This is a genomic window from Azoarcus sp. L1K30 (assembly GCF_018122735.1).
Lineage (GTDB): Bacteria > Pseudomonadota > Gammaproteobacteria > Burkholderiales > Rhodocyclaceae > Parazoarcus.
Window position 1 is genome coordinate 4,662,960 of the sequence record NZ_JAGRRD010000001.1, and the last position, 17,918, is coordinate 4,680,877.

A 17,918-nucleotide genomic window follows, 5' to 3' on the forward strand; every position below is an offset into this window, starting at 1 on the left:
GCGTCATGTAGAGAATGGAAGCCCGGCAATGCACCGGGTGAGACGATGGAGAACATACACATGCATCCGATTCGCACATTGCTTGCAGCGAGCGACCTCTCAGCCTTTGCACGGCACGCTGCAGCAAGGGCCGCCATCGTGGCGCGCGGGCTCGGTGCCCGGCTGTCGATCGCCCATGTGGTCAATGGTGGGGGGCTGAACATCCTGCGGCACCTGGTCGATGCCGGCACTGGCGACGTCGCCGCGCGTCTGCTCGACGAGGTGCGCGGCGAGGTCCGCGAGTTGGTCGACGAAATCGACCAGCGCTACGGCGGCGGGGTGGACATGCATCTGGCTACCGGCTCGGTATTGTCCGAGCTCAGTGCCTGTGCCGATGCCATCGACGCCGATCTGCTGGTGTTCGGCGCCCGCGGGTCGAGCGTGGTGCGCGAGTGGTTGCTCGGATCGACCACCGAGCGCATGTTGAGCAAGACCTCGCGAGCCATGCTGGTGGTGAAGCAGATGCCGCATGAGCGCTATCAACGTGTGTTGATTCCGGTCGACTTCTCGCCGCGCGCCATCGACGCGTTGCGTCTTGCCCGCGCAGTGGCGCCGCAGGCTGATCTGATCCTGCTCCACGCCTTCGAAGTGCCCTTCGAAGGCAAGCTGCGCTACGCCGGGGTCGAGGCCGACGCCCTGGCGGCCTTGCGGGTGACGGCAAAGCGCGAGGCCGTGGAGAAAATGAACGCGCTCGTCGATGCAGCGGGACTGGGGGATGCAGGCGTGCGTCGCATCGTGCTGCACGGCGATGCGGCCGCCACGATTCTGGCGCAGGAGCAGGAGCAGGATTGCGACCTGATCGTGATCGGCAAGCGCGGACTGGGGCTGCTTGGAGAGTTGCTGCTGGGCAGCGTGACCAAGCATGTCCTTGCCCAGTCCAGCGCGGATGTGCTGGTGAGCGACCGCGATTTAGGTTGAACACATGCGCGGGGGCGGGTCTCCTGCCCGTCTCGTCACACTGGCGCGTTCGCGATGAGGTTGGGCATGAGCCCCCGGGCATCTTACACTTCCGGTTTCGCGGCCAGAAGCTGCCCCCGCCGGAGTCAGAATGAGAACCGAACAAGCCCCCACCATTGAACGCGTCGACTACCAGCCGCTGGCCTGGGTGGTCGAGCGCATCGACCTTCACTTCCGCCTCGAGCCTGCGGCGACGATCGTCACCAACCGCATGGTCTGCGTGCGCAACCCGGCCGTGGTCGCGGACGGTCCGATCCGTCTGTGGGGCGAGGCGCAGGAGCGCGTGTCGCTGAGCATCGACGGCGCAGCGCCGGCCACTGGTGCGCTGCGCGAGCATGGCGACCTGGTCGAGATCGACGTGGCCGGCGAAGCCCGGTCGGTGACACTCGAAGTGGTCACCCGGATCAATCCGCAAGCCAACACCACGCTCTCCGGGCTCTACCTCTCGAACGGCGGCTATTTTACCCAGTGCGAGGCGGAGGGTTTTCGTCGCATTACCTGTTTCCCCGACCGTCCGGACGTGATGGCGCGTTTCACCGTCACCCTCGACGCCGACCGCGATGCCTGCCCGGTCCTGCTGTCGAACGGCAATCTGCTTGAACAGGGCGAATTGCCGCAAGGGCGTCACTACGCGAAGTGGGAAGATCCCTTTCCAAAACCGTCCTACCTGTTTGCGCTGGTGGCGGCCAGGCTGGTGGCGCTCGAGCGCGAAGTGGAAACCGCGTCCGGGCGCAAGGTGCTGCTGCAGGTGTGGGTCGAGGAGGGCAACCTCGACCGCTGTGAGCATGCGATGGATTCGCTCGTCCACTCGATGCGCTGGGACGAATCCACTTTCGGGCTCGAACTCGATCTGGACCGCTTCATGATCGTGGCGGTGGCCGATTTCAACATGGGGGCGATGGAGAACAAGGGCCTTAATATCTTCAACACCAAGTTCGTGCTGGCCAAACCGGACACCGCGACCGACACGGATTTCGAGAACGTCGAGAGCGTGGTGGCGCACGAGTACTTCCACAACTGGACCGGCAACCGGGTCACCTGCCGCGACTGGTTCCAGCTCACGCTCAAGGAAGGTCTCACGGTGTTCCGCGACCAGCAGTTCTCGGCCGACATGCTTGCGCGTGCGGCCGGTCCGGAAGGTGCGGCTTCGGCGCGCGCGGTGAAGCGCATCGACGATGTCCGTGTGCTGCGCGCGGCGCAGTTTCCTGAAGATGGCGGGCCGATGGCGCATCCGATTCGTCCCGACAGCTACCAGGAGATCAACAACTTCTACACCGCCACGGTGTATGAGAAGGGGGCCGAGGTCATCCGCATGCTGCACACCTTGCTGGGACCGGAAGGCTTCCGCAACGGCATGGATCTGTACTTCAGCTATCACGACGGTTGCGCCGTCACCTGCGATGACTTTGTCGACGCGATGGCCGAGGCCAACGGTCGCGATCTCGACCAGTTCATGCGCTGGTACGGCCAGGCGGGTACGCCGCGCCTGCGTGCGACCTGCGCCTGGGATGCCGGCACGGGCACCTACACGCTGAACCTCGCCCAGCACACGCCACCCACGCCGGGACAGCACGACAAGCTGCCGCTGGTGATTCCGGTGGCGCTCGGCCTGATCGGCCCCGACGGGCATGACTGCCCGCTGCAACTCGACGGCGAGGCCCAGCCCGGAGCCGCCACGCGCGTGCTGGCCCTGACCGAGGAGGCGCAATCCTTCCGCTTCGTCGGTCTGACCGCCGAGCCGGTACCGTCACTGTTGCGCGGCTTTTCTGCGCCGGTGATGCTCGAGGTGGACGAGGATGACGCCCGCCTGGCGTTTCGCATGGCGCATGATTCGGACCCGTTCAATCGCTGGGACGCCGCGCAGCGCTACAGCGAGCGCATCGTGCTGGCGCTGGCCGCTGGTAGCGCGGCCGAGGTGCCACCGGCCTTCGTCGCGGCATTCCGCAGCCTGCTCGAGGATGCCCGGCTCGACCCCGCTTTTCGCGCGCAGGCGCTCACCCTGCCGACCGAGGGCTTCCTGCTCGAGCGCATGAGTCCGGCCGACCCGCAGGCGCTGCGTGCGGCGCTGGTGACCTTGACGCGCCACCTCGGCGGTACGCTGGCCGAGCAGTGGCTGACCTTGTTCAAAGCCATGCAGGTACTGGGCCCTTACCGCTATCATCCCGCCGACGCCGGGCGTCGCGCGCTGGCCAACCTGGCGCTGCGTTACCTGGCTGCGGCGCAGGATCCACGCGGGATTGCGCTGGCACGGCAGCGCTTCGAGGCGGCTACCAACATGACCGAGCGCTTCGGCGCGCTGGCGGCACTTGCCGTGAATGCCGGCGCGGCCCGCGATACTGCGCTGCAGAACTTTCATGCGCGCTATCAAAATGACCCGCTGGTGTTGGACAAGTGGTTTGCGCTGCAGGCGGGGGCATGGCGCTGGAGCGCTGCCGCCGCGCCGACCGTCGAGCAGGTGCGCGCGCTGATGGCCGATCCGGCCTTCAGCCTGTCCAATCCGAACAAGGTCTACGCGCTGCTGGGGACCTTCTTCCGCGCCAATGCCGGCGAATTCCACGCTGCTGATGGTAGCGGACACGTGTTCTGGGCCGACCAGGTCATCGCCCTCGATGCGACCAACCCGCAGGTTGCAGCGCGCATGGCGCGGGCGCTGGAGAACTGGCGTCGATACACCCCTGCGCTGCAGGCAAGCATCCGGCCGCAGCTCGAACGCGTGCTGGCGACGGAAAAGCTGTCGGCCGACGTCGCCGAAGTGGTGGGAAAGGCACTGGGTTGAAGTACGGCCCGGCAGCGGACGGAAGCGGTGTCCACTGCCGGGCCCGATGTCGCGCGCGTGGTGCGATCCGATGACGCGCGTCAGGGGTTGAAAGTCAGGTGGCGAGGTCGCCGGCAATGTAGCTGGACAATTGCTCGATCGTGGCCTGCTGTTGGGTGACGATACACTTGACCATGTCGCCAATGGTCACGATCCCGGCAATCCTGCCGTGATCGACCACCGGAAGGTGACGGAAGCGGTTCTCGGTCATGGTGTGCATGACCTCGTCCACCGTGCACGACGGCGTCACCGTGCACGGGTTCGGCGTCATCAGTTCGCGAACCTTGACGTCGCGGGACACGAGTCCCTTGAGCACCACCTTGCGCGCATAGTCCCGTTCGGTAAAGATGCCCAGCAGCTGCTCCCCCTGTACGACGAGCACGGCGCCGATGTCATGCTCCGCCATGATGCTCAGCGCATCGAACACTGAGCTGTCGGGAAGCACGGCCATCGCCTTGTTGCCCTTCTGGGAAAGAATCTGTCCTACGGTCGTTGTCATCTCCGGGGTCCCTCCTGTGGTTGCTGCGGGGATTTCGCCAAGGCAGGCGTTCTTGTCCGTGTAGCTTCCAATGTTCTGCGCCCTTATGCAAGGGGGGGCGAACCCTGATATGACAACGGGCGTCAGATTTCGAGATTGTCGATCAGGCGGGTGGCCCCCAGCCGCGCCGCCGCCAGCACGACCAGCGGGTCGCAGGTGTGGACCGGCGGCTGCAGGTCGGCGCGGTGGCGGATGGCCACGTAGTCCGGCTTCCAGCCCCGCTCGGTGAGCGTATTCATGGCTTCGGTCTCGAGTTTCAGGAAGTCGTGGTCGCCCGCGCGCACCGCTTCCCGGATCCGCGTCAACAGACTGTAAAGCAACGGGGCTTCGGCGCGCTGTTCCGCACTCAGGTAGCCGTTGCGCGACGACAGTGCGAGGCCGTCGGCTGCGCGTACGGTCTCGCCGGGCACGACTTCCACCGGCAGCGCCAGTTCGCGCACCATGTTCGACAGCACCATCAACTGTTGATAGTCCTTCTTGCCGAACAGGGCGAGGTCCGGTTGCACGATGTTGAGCAGCTTGAGCACCACGGTCGCCACGCCACGGAAATGACCTGGGCGGAATTCGCCGTCGAGAATCGACACTTGCGCCGGCGCAGGGTCGACGTGGTAGTGCTGGATCTGGGGGTACATGACCTTCTCGGTCGGCGCGAACAGATGTTTCACTCCCGCGGCTTCGAGCTTCTCACAGTCGGACTCGAGGGTACGTGGATACTTGTCGAAATCCTCGCTGGGGCCGAACTGCAGGCGATTGACGAAGATGCTGGCGATCACGCTGTCTGCGTGCTCGCCAGCCTGGCGCATCAAGGCGATGTGGCCGTCGTGCAGATTGCCCATGGTGGGCACGAGGGCAACGCGGCCGGCGCGTGCGCGTGCGGCGCGCAAGGATTCGATGGTGGTATGAATCTGCATGCTTTGAGACCCCTGAATTTCCGCGGACGGACTGCTCAATAGCAGTGTTCTGCGGCCGGAAAGCTGCCGTCCTTGACAGCTGCGACGTAGGCAGCTACGGCGTCGTCGATGCTGGCGGCACCGAGCATGAAATTGCGTACGAAACGTGCGGTCTTTCCCGGGTAGATGCCCAGCAGATCGTGCAGCACCAGCACTTGGCCGTCGCATGAAGGGCCCGCACCGATGCCGATGGTGGCCATGGACTGCAGGATGGACGTGATATCCGCGGCCACCGTGGCCGGTACCATCTCCATGACCATGAGTCCCGCGCCGGCATGCTCTAGCGCAAGGGCGTCGGCCTTGAGCCGGGCTGCACCGGCTTCGTTGCGGCCCTGAACGCGGTAACCGCCGAGCTGATGCACCGACTGCGGCGTCAGGCCGATATGGGCACACACCGGTATCCCACGCTCGACCAGAAAGCGCACCGTCTCGGCCATGAACTCGCCGCCTTCGAGCTTCACCATCTGCGCCCCTGCCGCCATTAGCCGCGCCGCGTTGCGCATGGCCTGCGACGGACTCTCATGATAGCTGCCGAAGGGCATGTCAGCGATGACAAAGGGGCGATTGCAGCCGCGCACGACGCACTCGGTGTGATACACCATGTGCTCGAGGGTCACCGGAAGCGTCGATTTGCGGCCCTGAAGCACGTTTCCGAGCGAGTCGCCCACGAGCACGGTATCCACGCCACAGCGCTCCACCAGTGCGGCGAAGCTTGAGTCGTAGCAGGTCAGCATGGCAATCTTGCGGCCTTCGGCGCGCATTTTTCCCAGCTCGAACAGGGTGATTGGTTTTTCGTCCTGGAGGTAGCTCATCGTTCGCTCCTGAAAGGAGGGCGCAGTTTTCACCAAACTGGTGCAATGCACAAGCGGGAATTGAGCATCGGCTCCGTCAGCCTAGCCTGCGTAGGCGAAAAATTCGCGATAGCTGCGCATGTTGCGCAGGCGGTCGACCAGCAGTTCGAAGTCGGCTTCGCTATCCACCGGATTGAGCACGCCCGCGTCCACCACGAACAGGGGGGCAGCCTCGTAATCATAGAAGAAGCGTGCGTAGTGATCTGCAACCCGTTCCAGATAGGCCTCGGTGATGCGCCGCTCGGCCTCCATGCCGCGCTTGCGGATGCGCTCCATCAGCGTGTCGGGGCGGGCCTGAAGATAGATCACCAGGTCGGGCTTGGGCGGTGTGGCGGGCTTGACCGCATCGAATATGCGCTCGTACAGCGCCCGCTCTTCGTCGGCAAGGTTCAGCCGCGCGAACAAGGGGTCCTTGTCGAGGAGAAAGTCCGACACGATGCGCGGTGTGTCGGCGTCGTCCTGCGCCAGGGCTGCGAGCTGGTCGATGCGCTGGAAGAGGAAGGACAGTTGCGTCGAGATCGCCCAGCGTTCGGCATTCTGGTAGAAACGCGCAAGAAAGGGATTGGCCTCGGGCTGCTCGAACAGCGTGTCTGCCTGCAGGTATTGGGCAAGGCGGGTTGCGAGCGAGGTCTTGCCGGCGCCGATCGGACCTTCGACGACGATGTAGCGCGCCTTGTCGAGCATGTGGGGTATGTGCCTTGTGCGAGACGGTGGAGGGCAGGTCCGGGATTCAGGCCCCGGCCGGTGGTGATCCTAGCAAAAAAGCTGATCCGAGAGAAAATCGCTGAAGTTCGCCTCCGGCATCGGCAGGCCGAACAGCGGGCCTTGCTGCAACTCGCAACCGAGTGCGAGCAGGAAGGCCTGTTGCGCCTCGTTTTCGACGCCGCGTGCGAGCACCTTGAGACCGAGCGGGGCCGCCATGCAGACGATCGCCTCGACCAGCGCATCGCTTTCATCTTCCTTGCCCACTCGCCCGACCAGTTCCGGCGCCAGCTTGAGTGCCCGAACGGGGTAGCGCTTCAGGCGCTGGATGTTGCTCAGTCCGCGGCCGAAATCGTCAATGGCAAGGCGCACGCCAAGCTCGGCAAGCGTCTGCAACGTGTCGGCAAGTCCGGCATCGGGTACGGCCAGCACCTGCTCGTCGAGATCGAGCTCGAGGCGCCCGGGTGCAATGCCGCTTTCGCTCAGCGCGGTGGTGACCTGTTGCACCAGCGCGCCGTGCAGGATCTGCTCGATCGATATGTTGACCGTGACGGTGAGCGCCCGTCCCTGCATCCGTGGCCAGGCACTTGCCTTGCTGCAGGCCGCACGCAGGGCCCAGCCACCGAGCTCGGGCAGGCGACCCTCGTCGCGTGCCGCGTCGACGAACTGGTGGAAAGGGATCAGACCCTGTTTGGGGTGGTGCCAGCGCAATAGGGCCTCTCCGGCATGGATGGCAGCGTCGCGCGCATGAACCAGGGGCTGGAAATGAAGTTCGAGTCGGGAGTTCTCAATGCGCGGATGGACCCTGACCGCGGTGCTCCTGGCGCCGACGCTTGCGATCGGGATAGTGGCAACGGCGGCGTCCGGTCCTGCGCTCACCGGTGGCAGCAGCAGCAGATGCCAGCCCGTACGGGGTCCCGGCAGCATGCGCGCATGAATCGGGCGGGCCTGGCCGCGCGGTTGAATGCGGGCGACGGACGATCCGCCGGCGTCCGGCCAGCGCACCCTGAGACAGTTGGATGCGTCGTGGCCGATCAGGTTGGCGCGGTCCATGCCCAGCGCGCTCATTGCGGCCGCGTTGGCGGCGCTGACGCGATTGCGGTCGTCGACCACGATCACCGGTTGCACCAGTGCGGCGGCCAGCCGCGGCCAGACCTTGTCTGCGAGACCCGCGGCGGCGGCGCGAGTGGTCGACATGTCGCCACTATCGAAGGTAGCTGGGTCGGGGGTGATGATCAGTGCATGAATGCCGGGGCGCAGGCGCGCCGCGGCAACGAACTGGAACCGGCGGCCGGCACCGTCAGGCAGTGCGATCTGAAGGGTGCCGCGCATCTCGCCCTGGATGAAGAGGCGGGCGCGGGCGTCCAGAAACGCGCGTTCGTCGACGAACAGCTCTGCGAGCGGGCGGCCTGCGATTTGCCGGTAGTCTCGTTCGAGCATGCGGCAGGCAGCACTGTTGGCGTCAATGATGCGCTCGTCGCCGGTGATGATCAGGCCCTCGTCGATGAGTTCGAGCAAGGCCAGATAGACGCCCGTCTCCGCCCCTTCCGACAGGTCGGGAACGAAGGGCTCGTCAGGATTGGCATTGCCCCTCGAGGGGCCAGGGTGGTTCATGGGCGACAGCATGTGAGGATTTCAAGCCATTTAACGGCAGGAACCCAGCATACTTGAAGTATCGCCCGGCGAATCACTCGAATAAGGGGGCGCCGCGGGCCTATTTTCGCCCCAGTCCGCCGAGCAGCACCGCGATCGGGCGCTGCGGGCGTCGCGGGGGGGCTTTGGCGGCGCCGGCTTCCTGCGCGATTTCCTGCGGGGCGTTGGGTTCGTAGGGCTTGCTGAAATCGAAACCGTCGGCGGCGATGTGAGACTTGTGCCGCTCCCGTGCGCTGCCCGATCCGTTGCGCGGCGGGCGCGCATCGCTGCCCGAGGCGGGATTGCGCGCCGACGCCGGTGCTGCGCGGCGTGGCTCGGCCGGCATCGCCGCCGTGCTGGCTGCAGTCCCGCTGCGGCGGCCACGGTGGCGCGTGCCTGCCTCGAAAAAGTCGGGGTCGGGATCGAAGCCGGGTACGATTTCCTGTGGAATCTCGAGCTTGATCAGCTTCTGGATGTCGGCCAGGTAGTGTTTTTCTTCCGAGCACACCAGCGACACCGCGTTGCCCTTGTGGCCGGCGCGACCGGTGCGTCCGATGCGGTGGACGTAGTCTTCGGCGGTGTGGGGAAGCTCGAAATTGATGACGTTCGGCAGTTCGTCGATGTCGATGCCGCGCGCAGCGACATCGGTGGCGACCAGTACGCGCAGTTTGCCGGCCTTGAAGGCCTCGAGGGTTTCGGTGCGCTGCTGCTGCCCCTTGTCGCCGTGGATGGCGTCGGCGGAGATGCCGCTGCGCTCGAGGAAGTGGGCGAGGCGGCCGCACACGATCTTGGTGGCAACGAACACCAGCGCCTGGGTATCGGGCTGGTGACGCAGCAGGTGCGCAAGCAGGTTGCGCTTCATGCCCGAGGACACCGGGTGCACCACGTGGGTAATCGTCTCCGACACCATGTTGCGGCGCGCGACCTCGATCAGTTGCGGGTTCTTCAGCATCTGGTCCGCGAGCTTCTTGATCTCGTCGGAGAACGTGGCTGAGAACAGCAGGCTCTGGCGGCTTGCCGGCAGCAGTTCGAGGATGCGCTTGATATCCGGAATGAAGCCCATGTCGAGCATGCGGTCGGCTTCATCGAGCACCAGCATCTCGACCTGGTTGAGCTGGATCGTCTTCTGCTGTACATGGTCGAGCAGACGCCCCGGGGTGGCGATGACGATCTCGATGCCGCGGCGCAATTCCTGCACCTGGGCCTTCATGTCGACGCCGCCGTAGATGCAGGTGGCGCGCAGCGGAATGTGCTTGCTGTAGGTCTTGACGGATTCGAACACCTGCATCGCCAGTTCGCGCGTGGGGGCGAGAATCAGTGCCCGTGTCTGGTGGCGTGCCGGGGAGGTGCTGGTGCTGGCGTGGCGGGCCAGGCGTTGCAGCAAGGGCAGGGTGAAGCCGGCCGTCTTGCCCGTGCCGGTCTGGGCGCCACCGAGGATGTCGTGCCCGCCGAGTACGATGGGGATCGCCTGACGCTGGATCGGAGTGGGTTCGGTGTAGCCGGATTCCGCTACGGCTTGCAGGAGTTCCGGGATGAGGCCGAGGTCGGCAAAACTCATGAGTGCCTTTCTGGTTGGGCCGTCTACCACGGCATCATGCGACGCCCGCAGGGCGTCGGGATGAATGCATGCCTGGCCTGCGTCACATTTGTGAGCGCGTGCTGGCGGGCAGACTGAAAAAGAATAAAGCGGTGATTATACACGCAGGCTGAAATGCGTTTTGTGACAAGTGCTTCCGTCTGCCAGGGCGCTGCAGCGATCAAGCGCCCGACGACATGGTCGCAAGCCCTGCGGCCCGGATTGCCGTCAGCGCTTGAGCGCGAGATAAGCCGTGACTTCCTCGCGGTCGTGATACAGCTGCTTGATCCGCAGGTCGTAGGGGCCGACGCTGGCCAGACGCTTCTGGATCAGGATGCGGCATTGCTCGACGGCCTCGAGGCGCCGCTTCATCGGCAGCTTGAGGTTGAAAATGGTGTGGCGGCAGCGGCCGGTGGCCACCCAGTCGGCCATCAGCGAGGCGATCCGGCTCGGTTGCTCGACCATATCGCACACCATCCAGTCGACCGGGCGCGGCGGTCGCCAGGTGAAACCGTCGGCCTTGAGGTGCTCGACCATCTCGGTGGCCATTACGCTGTCCTTCATCGGGCCGTTGTCGACCGCGATTACGCGCAGCCCGCGATTGGCCAGCTGCCACGTCCACCCGCCGGGCGCCGCGCCGAGGTCGACGGCACGCTGACCGGCGCGGATGTAGTTTTCGCGCTCCTCGTCGCTGAGCAGGGTCATGAAGGCCTCGGCCAGCTTCAGCGTGGAGCGGCTGGGGGCGTTCGACGGCATGCGCAGGCGCGGGATGCCCATCGGCCACGGCGCGCACATGCCGGGCAGCCCCGAGGCCAGCCAGGCCGTGGTCGGGCTGGTGAAGACCACGTGCAGCACCGGCAGGCCGGTGCGACTGGTGCGCAGCCGTCCGGCCTTCTCGAGCGCCCGCGTGAGCGGCTCGGCAAAGCGTCGGCAGAAACCGCTTTGTTGTTTGGCCTCGTCATTGTCCGGGGTTTCCAGCTGCACGCCCGAGAAGCGCTGTCCGGCGGCATGAACGGCGGCAACGATCGGCGTGGCGCGGTCGCGCTCGGGAAGATCGTCCACCTTGGCGAACCACGGCAGCAGCTGGCGGGCAAAGACCGGCTTGCGCCAGTCGGCATGCTCGCCGAGGGTGGAAACCGGTACCGGTTCGAAGGCTTCGAAGACGGCATAGCCGGCGTTGGGCTGGGTGCGCACGAAGCCGATCATGCCGGCGTCTGCAGCAATGTCGTCCAGTTCGGAGGCCAGTTCTTTCTCGAAACCGGGGCGGCAATAGGCGAGCAGGCCGGAGATGGCAATACTGGCGGGCGGTGTATGGTCGGACATGGGCAGGGTGCGCAGGTGCGCTGAAGTATCATGGTGATGCGAAGGGTCGCATGATATGTCGTGACGGCTTGAATCAACAGGAGAAATGCGGATGAGCGGTGGTGATATGCATTATCGGGTGTTGGGCGAGCAGGGGCCGAAGGTGTCCGCAGTGTGCCTGGGCACCATGACTTTCGGGCAGCAGACCGGCGAGGCCGATGCCCATGCGCAGCTCGACATGGCGTTCGAGCGCGGGGTGAATTTCGTCGATACCGCCGAGATGTATGCAGTGCCCCCGCGGGCCGAGACCTATGGCGCGAGCGAGACGATCGTGGGTAGCTGGCTGCGTCGGCAGGCGCGCGAAAAGGTCGTGCTGGCAACCAAGGTCGCCGGGCCGGCGCGCAGCCTGGGCTGGATTCGTGGCGGACCGCCGGCGCTGGATCGCGCCAACATCCGAGCCGCGGTCGAAGGCAGCCTGCGCCGGCTGCAGACCGACTACATCGATCTGTACCAGCTGCACTGGCCGGAGCGCAACCAGCCGATGTTCGGGCAGTGGGACTACGATCCGTCAAACGAGCGCGAATGTACCTCGATCCGGGCGCAGCTCGAGGCGCTGGGCGAACTGGTGGCCGAGGGCAAGATCCGGCATGTCGGGCTGTCGAACGAACACCCGTGGGGGGTGGCGGAGTTCGTGCGCGTCGCACGCGAATCCGGGTTGCCGCGAGTGGTCTCGATACAGAACGTCTATAGCCTGCTGTCCCGTGTATTCGAGTACGGCCTTGCCGAGGTGTGCCATCGCGAACAGGTCGGCCTGCTCGCATACTCGCCGCTGGCATTCGGCCATCTGACGGGCAAGTATCTGACGGACCCCGCCGCGCCTGGACGCCTGAACGAATTCGCCGGGTTCGGGCAACGCTACACCAAGCCGAACGTGCAGCCGGCGGTCGAAGCCTATGCGGCGCTGGCGCACCGGCATGACATGACGCCGACCGAGCTTGCGCTGGCCTTCGTCTATCGGCGGCGCCATGTGGCCAGTACGATCATCGGCGCGAGTTCGGCACGGCAACTGGCCGAGAACCTCGATGCGTGGCCGCGCGTGCTGTCGCACGAGGTGCAGGAAGAGATCAACCGCATTCACTTGCGCTACACGAATCCGGCGCCCTGATCCGGTGGCCGGCGTTCAGTGCGCGCCCGCCTTGGCGGGTGCCGCTGGCGCCTGAGCCTGCGCCTGGGCTTCCGCGGCCGGCGGCGTCACCTCTTTGGGCTGGAGTTGCGAAGGCACGACTTCGAGCTTGTTCTCCATCATGTAGTCGTTCATCGAGCGCCAGCCGGAAAAGATGGCGGCCTTTTGAGCGCCCGGATTGAGGATGTAGCAGTCTTCCAGCGAACGCCCGGCGTGCCGGCACGCACTGCCGATGGCTTCACCTTCCGCGGTGGCCATCGCTGCCTCTTTCTTCGGGTTCGGCAGTTCCAGAAGTTCGATGAGCTGGTCGCAACCACTGAGCAGCGGCATCAGCGCCACGACAGTCGCGAGTCGAATCGTTTTTAGCATGGTCTGATGGAATCGATTTGAGTTATCCGGATTAACGTCATCGTGGCGAAAATCTTGAAAGCGGTGTCAAGCTGTGAGCACATGTGAGGACGAGAGATCTTCTTGCGCCGGACGTCTATAATCCGATGTCAATCCCGATGTCGATGACGGTCCGTGTCTCGCATCCGGTCCACTTTCAGCCAGAGACCAGAACACGCCATGCGTTCAATTCTTGCCGCCGTTGGTTTACGCAGCGCACGCCGTATCGGCGCCCTGACCGCCATCACAATCGCTCCGTTTTGTGCGCACGCCGCCGCACCCAAGCCCGTCGAGGTGCAGCAGATCGAGCTGTTCCAGCGCCTTCCAGACCAGGCACAGGCGTCGCTGAAGGGTTTGATCGAACGTTTCAATGCACAGAACAAAGACTATCAGGTCGTGCTCGCAGATCGCGACTGGAAAGCGGCAGATGCGCCCGATCTGATGATCCTGGAAGGCGATGACGAAGAGCGTTTCCTCGCCGGAAAACCGCGGTTCAAGCCCTTGTACGCGGTGATGAAAGAGGCCGGCGGCGCGCTGCAGACCCTGCGTCCGCCTGCCATGATGACGCGCACGCCGGTCGACGCCAAAGGGCGGCTGCTAGCGTTGCCGATCGGGCTGTCCACGCCGGTGCTGTTCATCAATCGTGATGCGCTGCGACGCGCCGGCATGAACCCGGCGTCAACCAGCGTGGCGACCTGGTTCGATCTGCAGACGGTGCTTGGAAAGCTGGCCGATGCCGGCCATGCCTGCCCCTACACTGTGGCAGAACCGGGACGGGTGATGGTGGAAAACCTCAGCGCCTGGCACAACGAGCCGGTGGCGACGATGCGCGGCAAAGTGTTCGCACCCTCGTTCAATGGCATGTTCCAGGTCAAGCATGTGGCCATGATGGCGAGCTGGCATCGTGCGCATTACCTTCAGGTGTTCGAGCGTGCGAACCAGGCCGAAGACGAGTTCGCCAACGGCGATTGTGCGGTGATTGCTGCGCAATCCAACCGCTGGACCGAGTTCCGCAGCAAGGGTGGCATCGATGTCGGCGTGACGCGGCTGCCGTACTACGATGACTTTCCCGGTGCACCGCAGAACACCCTTGCCGACGGCCCGGCGATGTGGGTGTCTGCCGGCAAGAAAGCGGCCGAATACAAGGGCGTGGCGCGCTTCGTGAGTTTCCTGCTGCAGCCCGAGAATCAGGTCGCCTGGCAGCGTGAAACGGGCTATCTGCCGCTCAACCGCGCCGGCTTGCTGGCATCGCAGAGCGATCTGCTCGGCGGCGATCTCGAGAACATCAAGGTTGCCGTCGGCCAGCTGACCAACAAGCCGGTCACCAGCGATTCGTCGGCCCAGCCGGTGGTCGGGCGCGAGAAGATACGGCGCATCATCGATGAAGAACTGGCAGGGGTCTGGGCCGATCGCAAGGCCGCCAAGGAAGCGCTCGACAACGCCGTGACGCGGGCATCCGGGGGCTGAGCCATTGTGGCCGCTGCCGCCGGTGCTGGCGCATCGCTGTGGCGGTGCGCTGGCACCTGAGAACACGCTTGCTGGGCTCGATGTGGCGGCGGCATGTGGCTGTCGAGGCGTCGAGTTCGACGTCATGCTCAGCGCCGACGGCTTGCCCCTGCTGATCCACGACGAAACCCTCGAACGCACCACCAATGGCCATGGCAGGGTCAGCGCGCAAGCGCTGGCGCAATTGCGTCGCCTGGATGCAGGAAGCTGGTTCGACCGGCAATTCACCGGCGAACGCCTGCCTGCGCTGGAGGATGCGCTTGCCCGCTGTACCGCGCTCGGTCTTGCGGTCAATCTGGAACTCAAGCCGGCGGCCGGGTTCGACCGCATGACGGGGCAGGTCGTGGCCGACCGTCTGGTGGCTGGCATTCGCCGCGATCTTCCGGGGCTGGTGATCTCCTCGTTTTCTAGCGCGGCGCTAAATGCGGCAATGGCCGTGTTGCCCGATGCGTGCTACGGCTGGCTGGTGGACGCACTGCCACATGACTGGGCAGATCGCGCCGCCGCACTGGGCGTGCAGGCGATCCACACCAATTCCGCGTACTTGAGTCCGGCGCGGTGCGCGGCGGTGCGTGAACGCGGATACCACCTCGCGATCTATACCGAGAATGACCCGGTGCGGGCGAAGGCCATGCTGGATGCGGGGGTGGAGACCGTGATCACGGACTTTCCCGACAAGGTTCGACAGATCGATATGTCCTTGGTGTAATCCGGGTTGTCGCGTTGCCGGCACAATCTGCAGTCTTTCTTGACTCGACTTGCAGCGGCCCCCTACCATCCCGTTTTTTCCGCGAGCATCCCGTCTTGTCCGCCCAGCAGCTATTTGCGTCGATCGCCGCCGACATGCAGGCGGTGGATGCTGTCATCCGCCAGCGCCTTCACTCCGAAGTGGTACTGATTCGTCAGGTTGCGGAGTACATCATCCAAAGTGGCGGCAAGCGTCTGCGGCCCGCGCTGGTGCTGTTTGCCGCGGGCGCGATGGGCTATCGCGGGACGAACCACCATGAGCTGGCCGCCGTGGTCGAGTTCATCCACACCGCGACCCTGCTCCACGACGACGTGGTCGATGAGTCGGAACTTCGGCGCGGCAACAAGACCGCAAACGAACTGTTCGGCAATGCCGCATCCGTGCTGGTGGGCGACTTCCTCTACTCGCGCGCGTTCCAGATGATGGTGAGCGTGAATAACATGCGCGTCATGGATGTGCTGTCGGACGCGACCAATGTCATCGCCGAGGGCGAAGTGCTGCAGTTGCTCAACTGCCATAACGCCGACGTCGACATCGACGACTACCTGCGCGTGATCCGCTACAAGACCGCCAAGCTGTTCGAGGCCGCAGCACGCCTTGGCGGCATCCTCGCCGACGCGGACGAAGATACCGAGCGCAGGCTGGCCGACTACGGCATGCACCTGGGCACGGCTTTTCAGATCATTGACGATGTGCTCGACTATTCTTCCGTCGAAGCCGAAACGGGTAAACATCTCGGCGACGACCTCGCCGAAGGCAAGCCGACGCTGCCATTGATCCACGTCATGCAGCAGGGCACGCCCGAACAGGCGGCGCTGGTCAGGGGCGCGATCGAGAATGGCGGCAGGGACGATTTCGAAGCCGTACTCGCAGCCATCCACGCCACCGATGCGCTCGATGTCGCCCGTCGCCATGCCCGCGACGAAGCAAAACGCGCATCCGACGCTATTTCGTCACTTCCCCCTTCCATTTTCAGGGATGCGTTGCTACAATTATCGGACTTTGCAGTTGCTAGAAATTACTGATATTATTTCTGGCTTCGCAGAGCACGAAGCAAAGCTGTAAATCAGTGTCGGGGAATAGCTCAGCCTGGTAGAGCACTGCGTTCGGGACGCAGGGGCCGGAGGTTCGAATCCTCTTTCCCCGACCAAAAATCCCGCAAAAAAGCCACTCATTGAGTGGCTTTTTTGTTTTGTGCGCGATGCATGGCGCACGCCAGATGGGAGATTTCACCAGTTTGTCGCGCCAGATGTAGTCTGGCATCAGGCTGGGTGCTCGGTTTCCTGGCGAGGATGAACTTGCGGGTGACTTTTTTCCACGTCCCGATTGCTTCCAGAGACCTGCTCAGGGGAACGGCTCGTCACGACGTTGCGCCCTTTCCAATACGCCGGCCATTGGAAAGTCCGGCGCAAGCTCCGTTGTCAGCGCGGCGAAAAGCTGAAGAACATCGGCAGGCTCGCAGCCCCGATCGCGCCGGCGTCGGCACCGAAGGAGCCACGGAGCAGCTGTGGCGGATGGCGCGCTTCTGGGGTGATGTCGGCGAGAGCAAGGGCGAGTTTGCGCATGAGCGCGTCGATCAGACCATTGTCGATATCCGCATCGATGATCACGCGCGGTACGTCCAGCATGCACAGCGCCGACTGCAATGCGGGGGCGAGCGCATCGATGCAGTCGTCCAGCCATTCATTGACGGCTGGATGACCGGCCCCGACCAGGCGTGCGAGCGCGGCATGCGTTTCCACCGATTCGCCGGCGTGGCGCAGATGGCGCGACAGCGCATTGAGCGAGGCGCGCGACAGTAACAGGTCCCACTTTCCGGCGGAGCGGGGCGACGAGGGCAGGCTTCCGGGCAGTACGGGCATGACCGCGATGTCGCCTGCGTTGCCGCTGACGCCACGCAGGCAGTCGCCTTCGAGCGCGATACCGCAGCCGATGACCGGGCCGAGAAAGAGATAAAGGAAATCGTCGAATTCGCGCCCGCAGCCGTAGAACAGCTCGGCAATGGCGGCGGCGTTGCCGTCGTTCTCGCCGAAGACCGCGAGGCCGGTGGCCTTGCTCAGGTCGTGCGCGAACTCGGCTTTGTCCCAAGCCTGAAAGGCCGGGTCGGTGAGACCGAGCTGCGTCAGCCACGCGCCGAGGTTGTAGGGCTGGGCCAGTCCCACGCCGGCAAGGCGTTTGCGCTCTCCGGGGCTCAGGACCGCCAGTACCGCTTCGATATCCGCGCAGACGAGGTGCAGCGCTTCGTCGGGTGGCGGCAGCGCACGATTGTGCTGGCGGCGGGCGAGGATGGCGCCGTCGAAGTCGATCAGTGCGGTCTCGATGCTCTCGCGGTCGATGCGCACTCCGACGCCGAATGCGCCCTTCGGATTGAGCCGTATCAGGGTGGAGGGTTGTCCACGGCCTTCCATCCGGCGTCCGCCGTACTCGATGAGGCGGGCTTCGTCGAGCGCATTGATGATGCTGCCGACGGCCGTATTGGTGAGTTTTGTCTTGCGCGCGAGATCGGCTTTCGAGGCTTCACCGAGACGGCGCAGGGTCTGAAGCAGCAGGCGCTCGTTGTAGCGACGCAATTGCACCGAGTTCTGACCACGGCCTGGTTTGGGCTTGTCCATCTGGATCTCGAATGAGGTGATGATCTCCAGTGCGCATTATTAACTAAATCAGCTTGATCAAATAGGGTGGCCCAACACCCGGCCGTGATCGGCTGTCCGTCAATACTGGCGCAGAAGCTC

The 17,918-nt window shown here is 64.6% G+C and carries 15 protein-coding genes and 1 tRNA gene; 7 read left to right on the forward strand and 9 right to left on the reverse strand.

Translation table 11 applies throughout. From position 1 onward, the window contains the following. Positions 1-60 precede the first annotated feature (60 nt). Both J5J83_RS21470 and pepN read left to right on the forward strand, forming a co-directional pair. A complete protein-coding gene (locus J5J83_RS21470) occupies positions 61-957 on the forward strand; it encodes a universal stress protein (RefSeq protein WP_212352131.1) in 897 nt (298 codons plus the stop codon). Positions 958-1,087: 130 nt separating this feature from the next. After that, positions 1,088-3,772 (forward strand): aminopeptidase N, encoded by a 2,685-nt coding sequence (pepN, locus tag J5J83_RS21475; RefSeq protein WP_212352132.1) that lies wholly within the window; start codon positions 1,088-1,090, stop codon positions 3,770-3,772. Positions 3,773-3,866: 94 nt separating this feature from the next. On the opposite strand, the gene J5J83_RS21480 is transcribed toward pepN, so the two are convergent. From J5J83_RS21480 to rlmM, 7 genes are all read right to left on the reverse strand, one after another. Continuing rightward, positions 3,867-4,310, reverse strand: a complete 444-nt coding sequence (locus J5J83_RS21480) for a CBS domain-containing protein (RefSeq protein ID WP_212352133.1) — start codon at positions 4,308-4,310, stop codon at positions 3,867-3,869. 122 nt (positions 4,311-4,432) lie between these two features. Continuing rightward, positions 4,433-5,260: a pantoate--beta-alanine ligase gene (gene panC, locus J5J83_RS21485; protein WP_212352134.1), complete on the reverse strand. Its 828-nt coding sequence runs from the start codon at positions 5,258-5,260 to the stop codon at positions 4,433-4,435. A gap of 35 nt (positions 5,261-5,295) precedes the next feature. Beyond that, positions 5,296-6,111: a 3-methyl-2-oxobutanoate hydroxymethyltransferase gene (panB, locus tag J5J83_RS21490; RefSeq protein WP_212352135.1), complete on the reverse strand. Its 816-nt coding sequence runs from the start codon at positions 6,109-6,111 to the stop codon at positions 5,296-5,298. A gap of 81 nt (positions 6,112-6,192) precedes the next feature. Beyond that, positions 6,193-6,834 (reverse strand): deoxynucleoside kinase, encoded by a 642-nt coding sequence (locus J5J83_RS21495; protein WP_212352136.1) that lies wholly within the window; start codon positions 6,832-6,834, stop codon positions 6,193-6,195. A 69-nt stretch (positions 6,835-6,903) separates the two neighbouring features. Then, on the reverse strand, positions 6,904-8,478 hold the full coding sequence (locus J5J83_RS21500; RefSeq protein WP_212352138.1) for an EAL domain-containing protein: 1,575 nt from the start codon (positions 8,476-8,478) through the stop codon (positions 6,904-6,906). Between the two features lie 88 nt (positions 8,479-8,566). Further along, positions 8,567-10,042 carry a DEAD/DEAH box helicase gene (locus tag J5J83_RS21505; protein ID WP_212352140.1) on the reverse strand — a complete coding sequence of 492 codons (1,476 nt, stop codon included), beginning with the start codon at positions 10,040-10,042 and terminating at the stop codon, positions 8,567-8,569. Positions 10,043-10,288: 246 nt separating this feature from the next. Next, positions 10,289-11,383: a 23S rRNA (cytidine(2498)-2'-O)-methyltransferase RlmM gene (gene rlmM / locus J5J83_RS21510; protein ID WP_212352142.1), complete on the reverse strand. Its 1,095-nt coding sequence runs from the start codon at positions 11,381-11,383 to the stop codon at positions 10,289-10,291. A gap of 106 nt (positions 11,384-11,489) precedes the next feature. On the opposite strand from rlmM, the gene J5J83_RS21515 reads away from it, so the two are divergent. Further along, complete coding sequence (locus tag J5J83_RS21515; RefSeq protein WP_212353552.1) at positions 11,490-12,527, forward strand: aldo/keto reductase; 1,038 nt, start codon at positions 11,490-11,492, stop codon at positions 12,525-12,527. A gap of 15 nt (positions 12,528-12,542) precedes the next feature. Here J5J83_RS21515 and J5J83_RS21520 read toward each other — a convergent pair whose 3' ends face one another. Then, positions 12,543-12,914, reverse strand: coding sequence for a hypothetical protein (locus J5J83_RS21520; RefSeq protein WP_212352144.1), 372 nt, complete (start codon positions 12,912-12,914; stop codon positions 12,543-12,545). Between the two features lie 198 nt (positions 12,915-13,112). On the opposite strand from J5J83_RS21520, the gene J5J83_RS21525 reads away from it, so the two are divergent. From J5J83_RS21525 to J5J83_RS21540, 4 genes are all read left to right on the forward strand, one after another. Continuing rightward, positions 13,113-14,399, forward strand: a complete 1,287-nt coding sequence (locus J5J83_RS21525; RefSeq protein ID WP_212352146.1) for an extracellular solute-binding protein — start codon at positions 13,113-13,115, stop codon at positions 14,397-14,399. A 4-nt stretch (positions 14,400-14,403) separates the two neighbouring features. After that, positions 14,404-15,147 carry a glycerophosphodiester phosphodiesterase gene (gene ugpQ / locus J5J83_RS21530; RefSeq protein ID WP_212352148.1) on the forward strand — a complete coding sequence of 248 codons (744 nt, stop codon included), beginning with the start codon at positions 14,404-14,406 and terminating at the stop codon, positions 15,145-15,147. Positions 15,148-15,281: 134 nt separating this feature from the next. Continuing rightward, positions 15,282-16,211, forward strand: coding sequence for a polyprenyl synthetase family protein (locus tag J5J83_RS21535; RefSeq protein WP_349251958.1), 930 nt, complete (start codon positions 15,282-15,284; stop codon positions 16,209-16,211). Between the two features lie 48 nt (positions 16,212-16,259). Next, positions 16,260-16,336: transfer RNA gene (locus J5J83_RS21540), tRNA-Pro, on the forward strand. A gap of 271 nt (positions 16,337-16,607) precedes the next feature. Here the strand turns inward: J5J83_RS21540 and J5J83_RS21545 are convergent. Further along, entirely contained in the window at positions 16,608-17,798 is a 1,191-nt protein-coding gene (locus J5J83_RS21545) for an ROK family transcriptional regulator (RefSeq protein ID WP_212352152.1), read from the reverse strand. Positions 17,799-17,918: the final 120 nt, after the last annotated feature.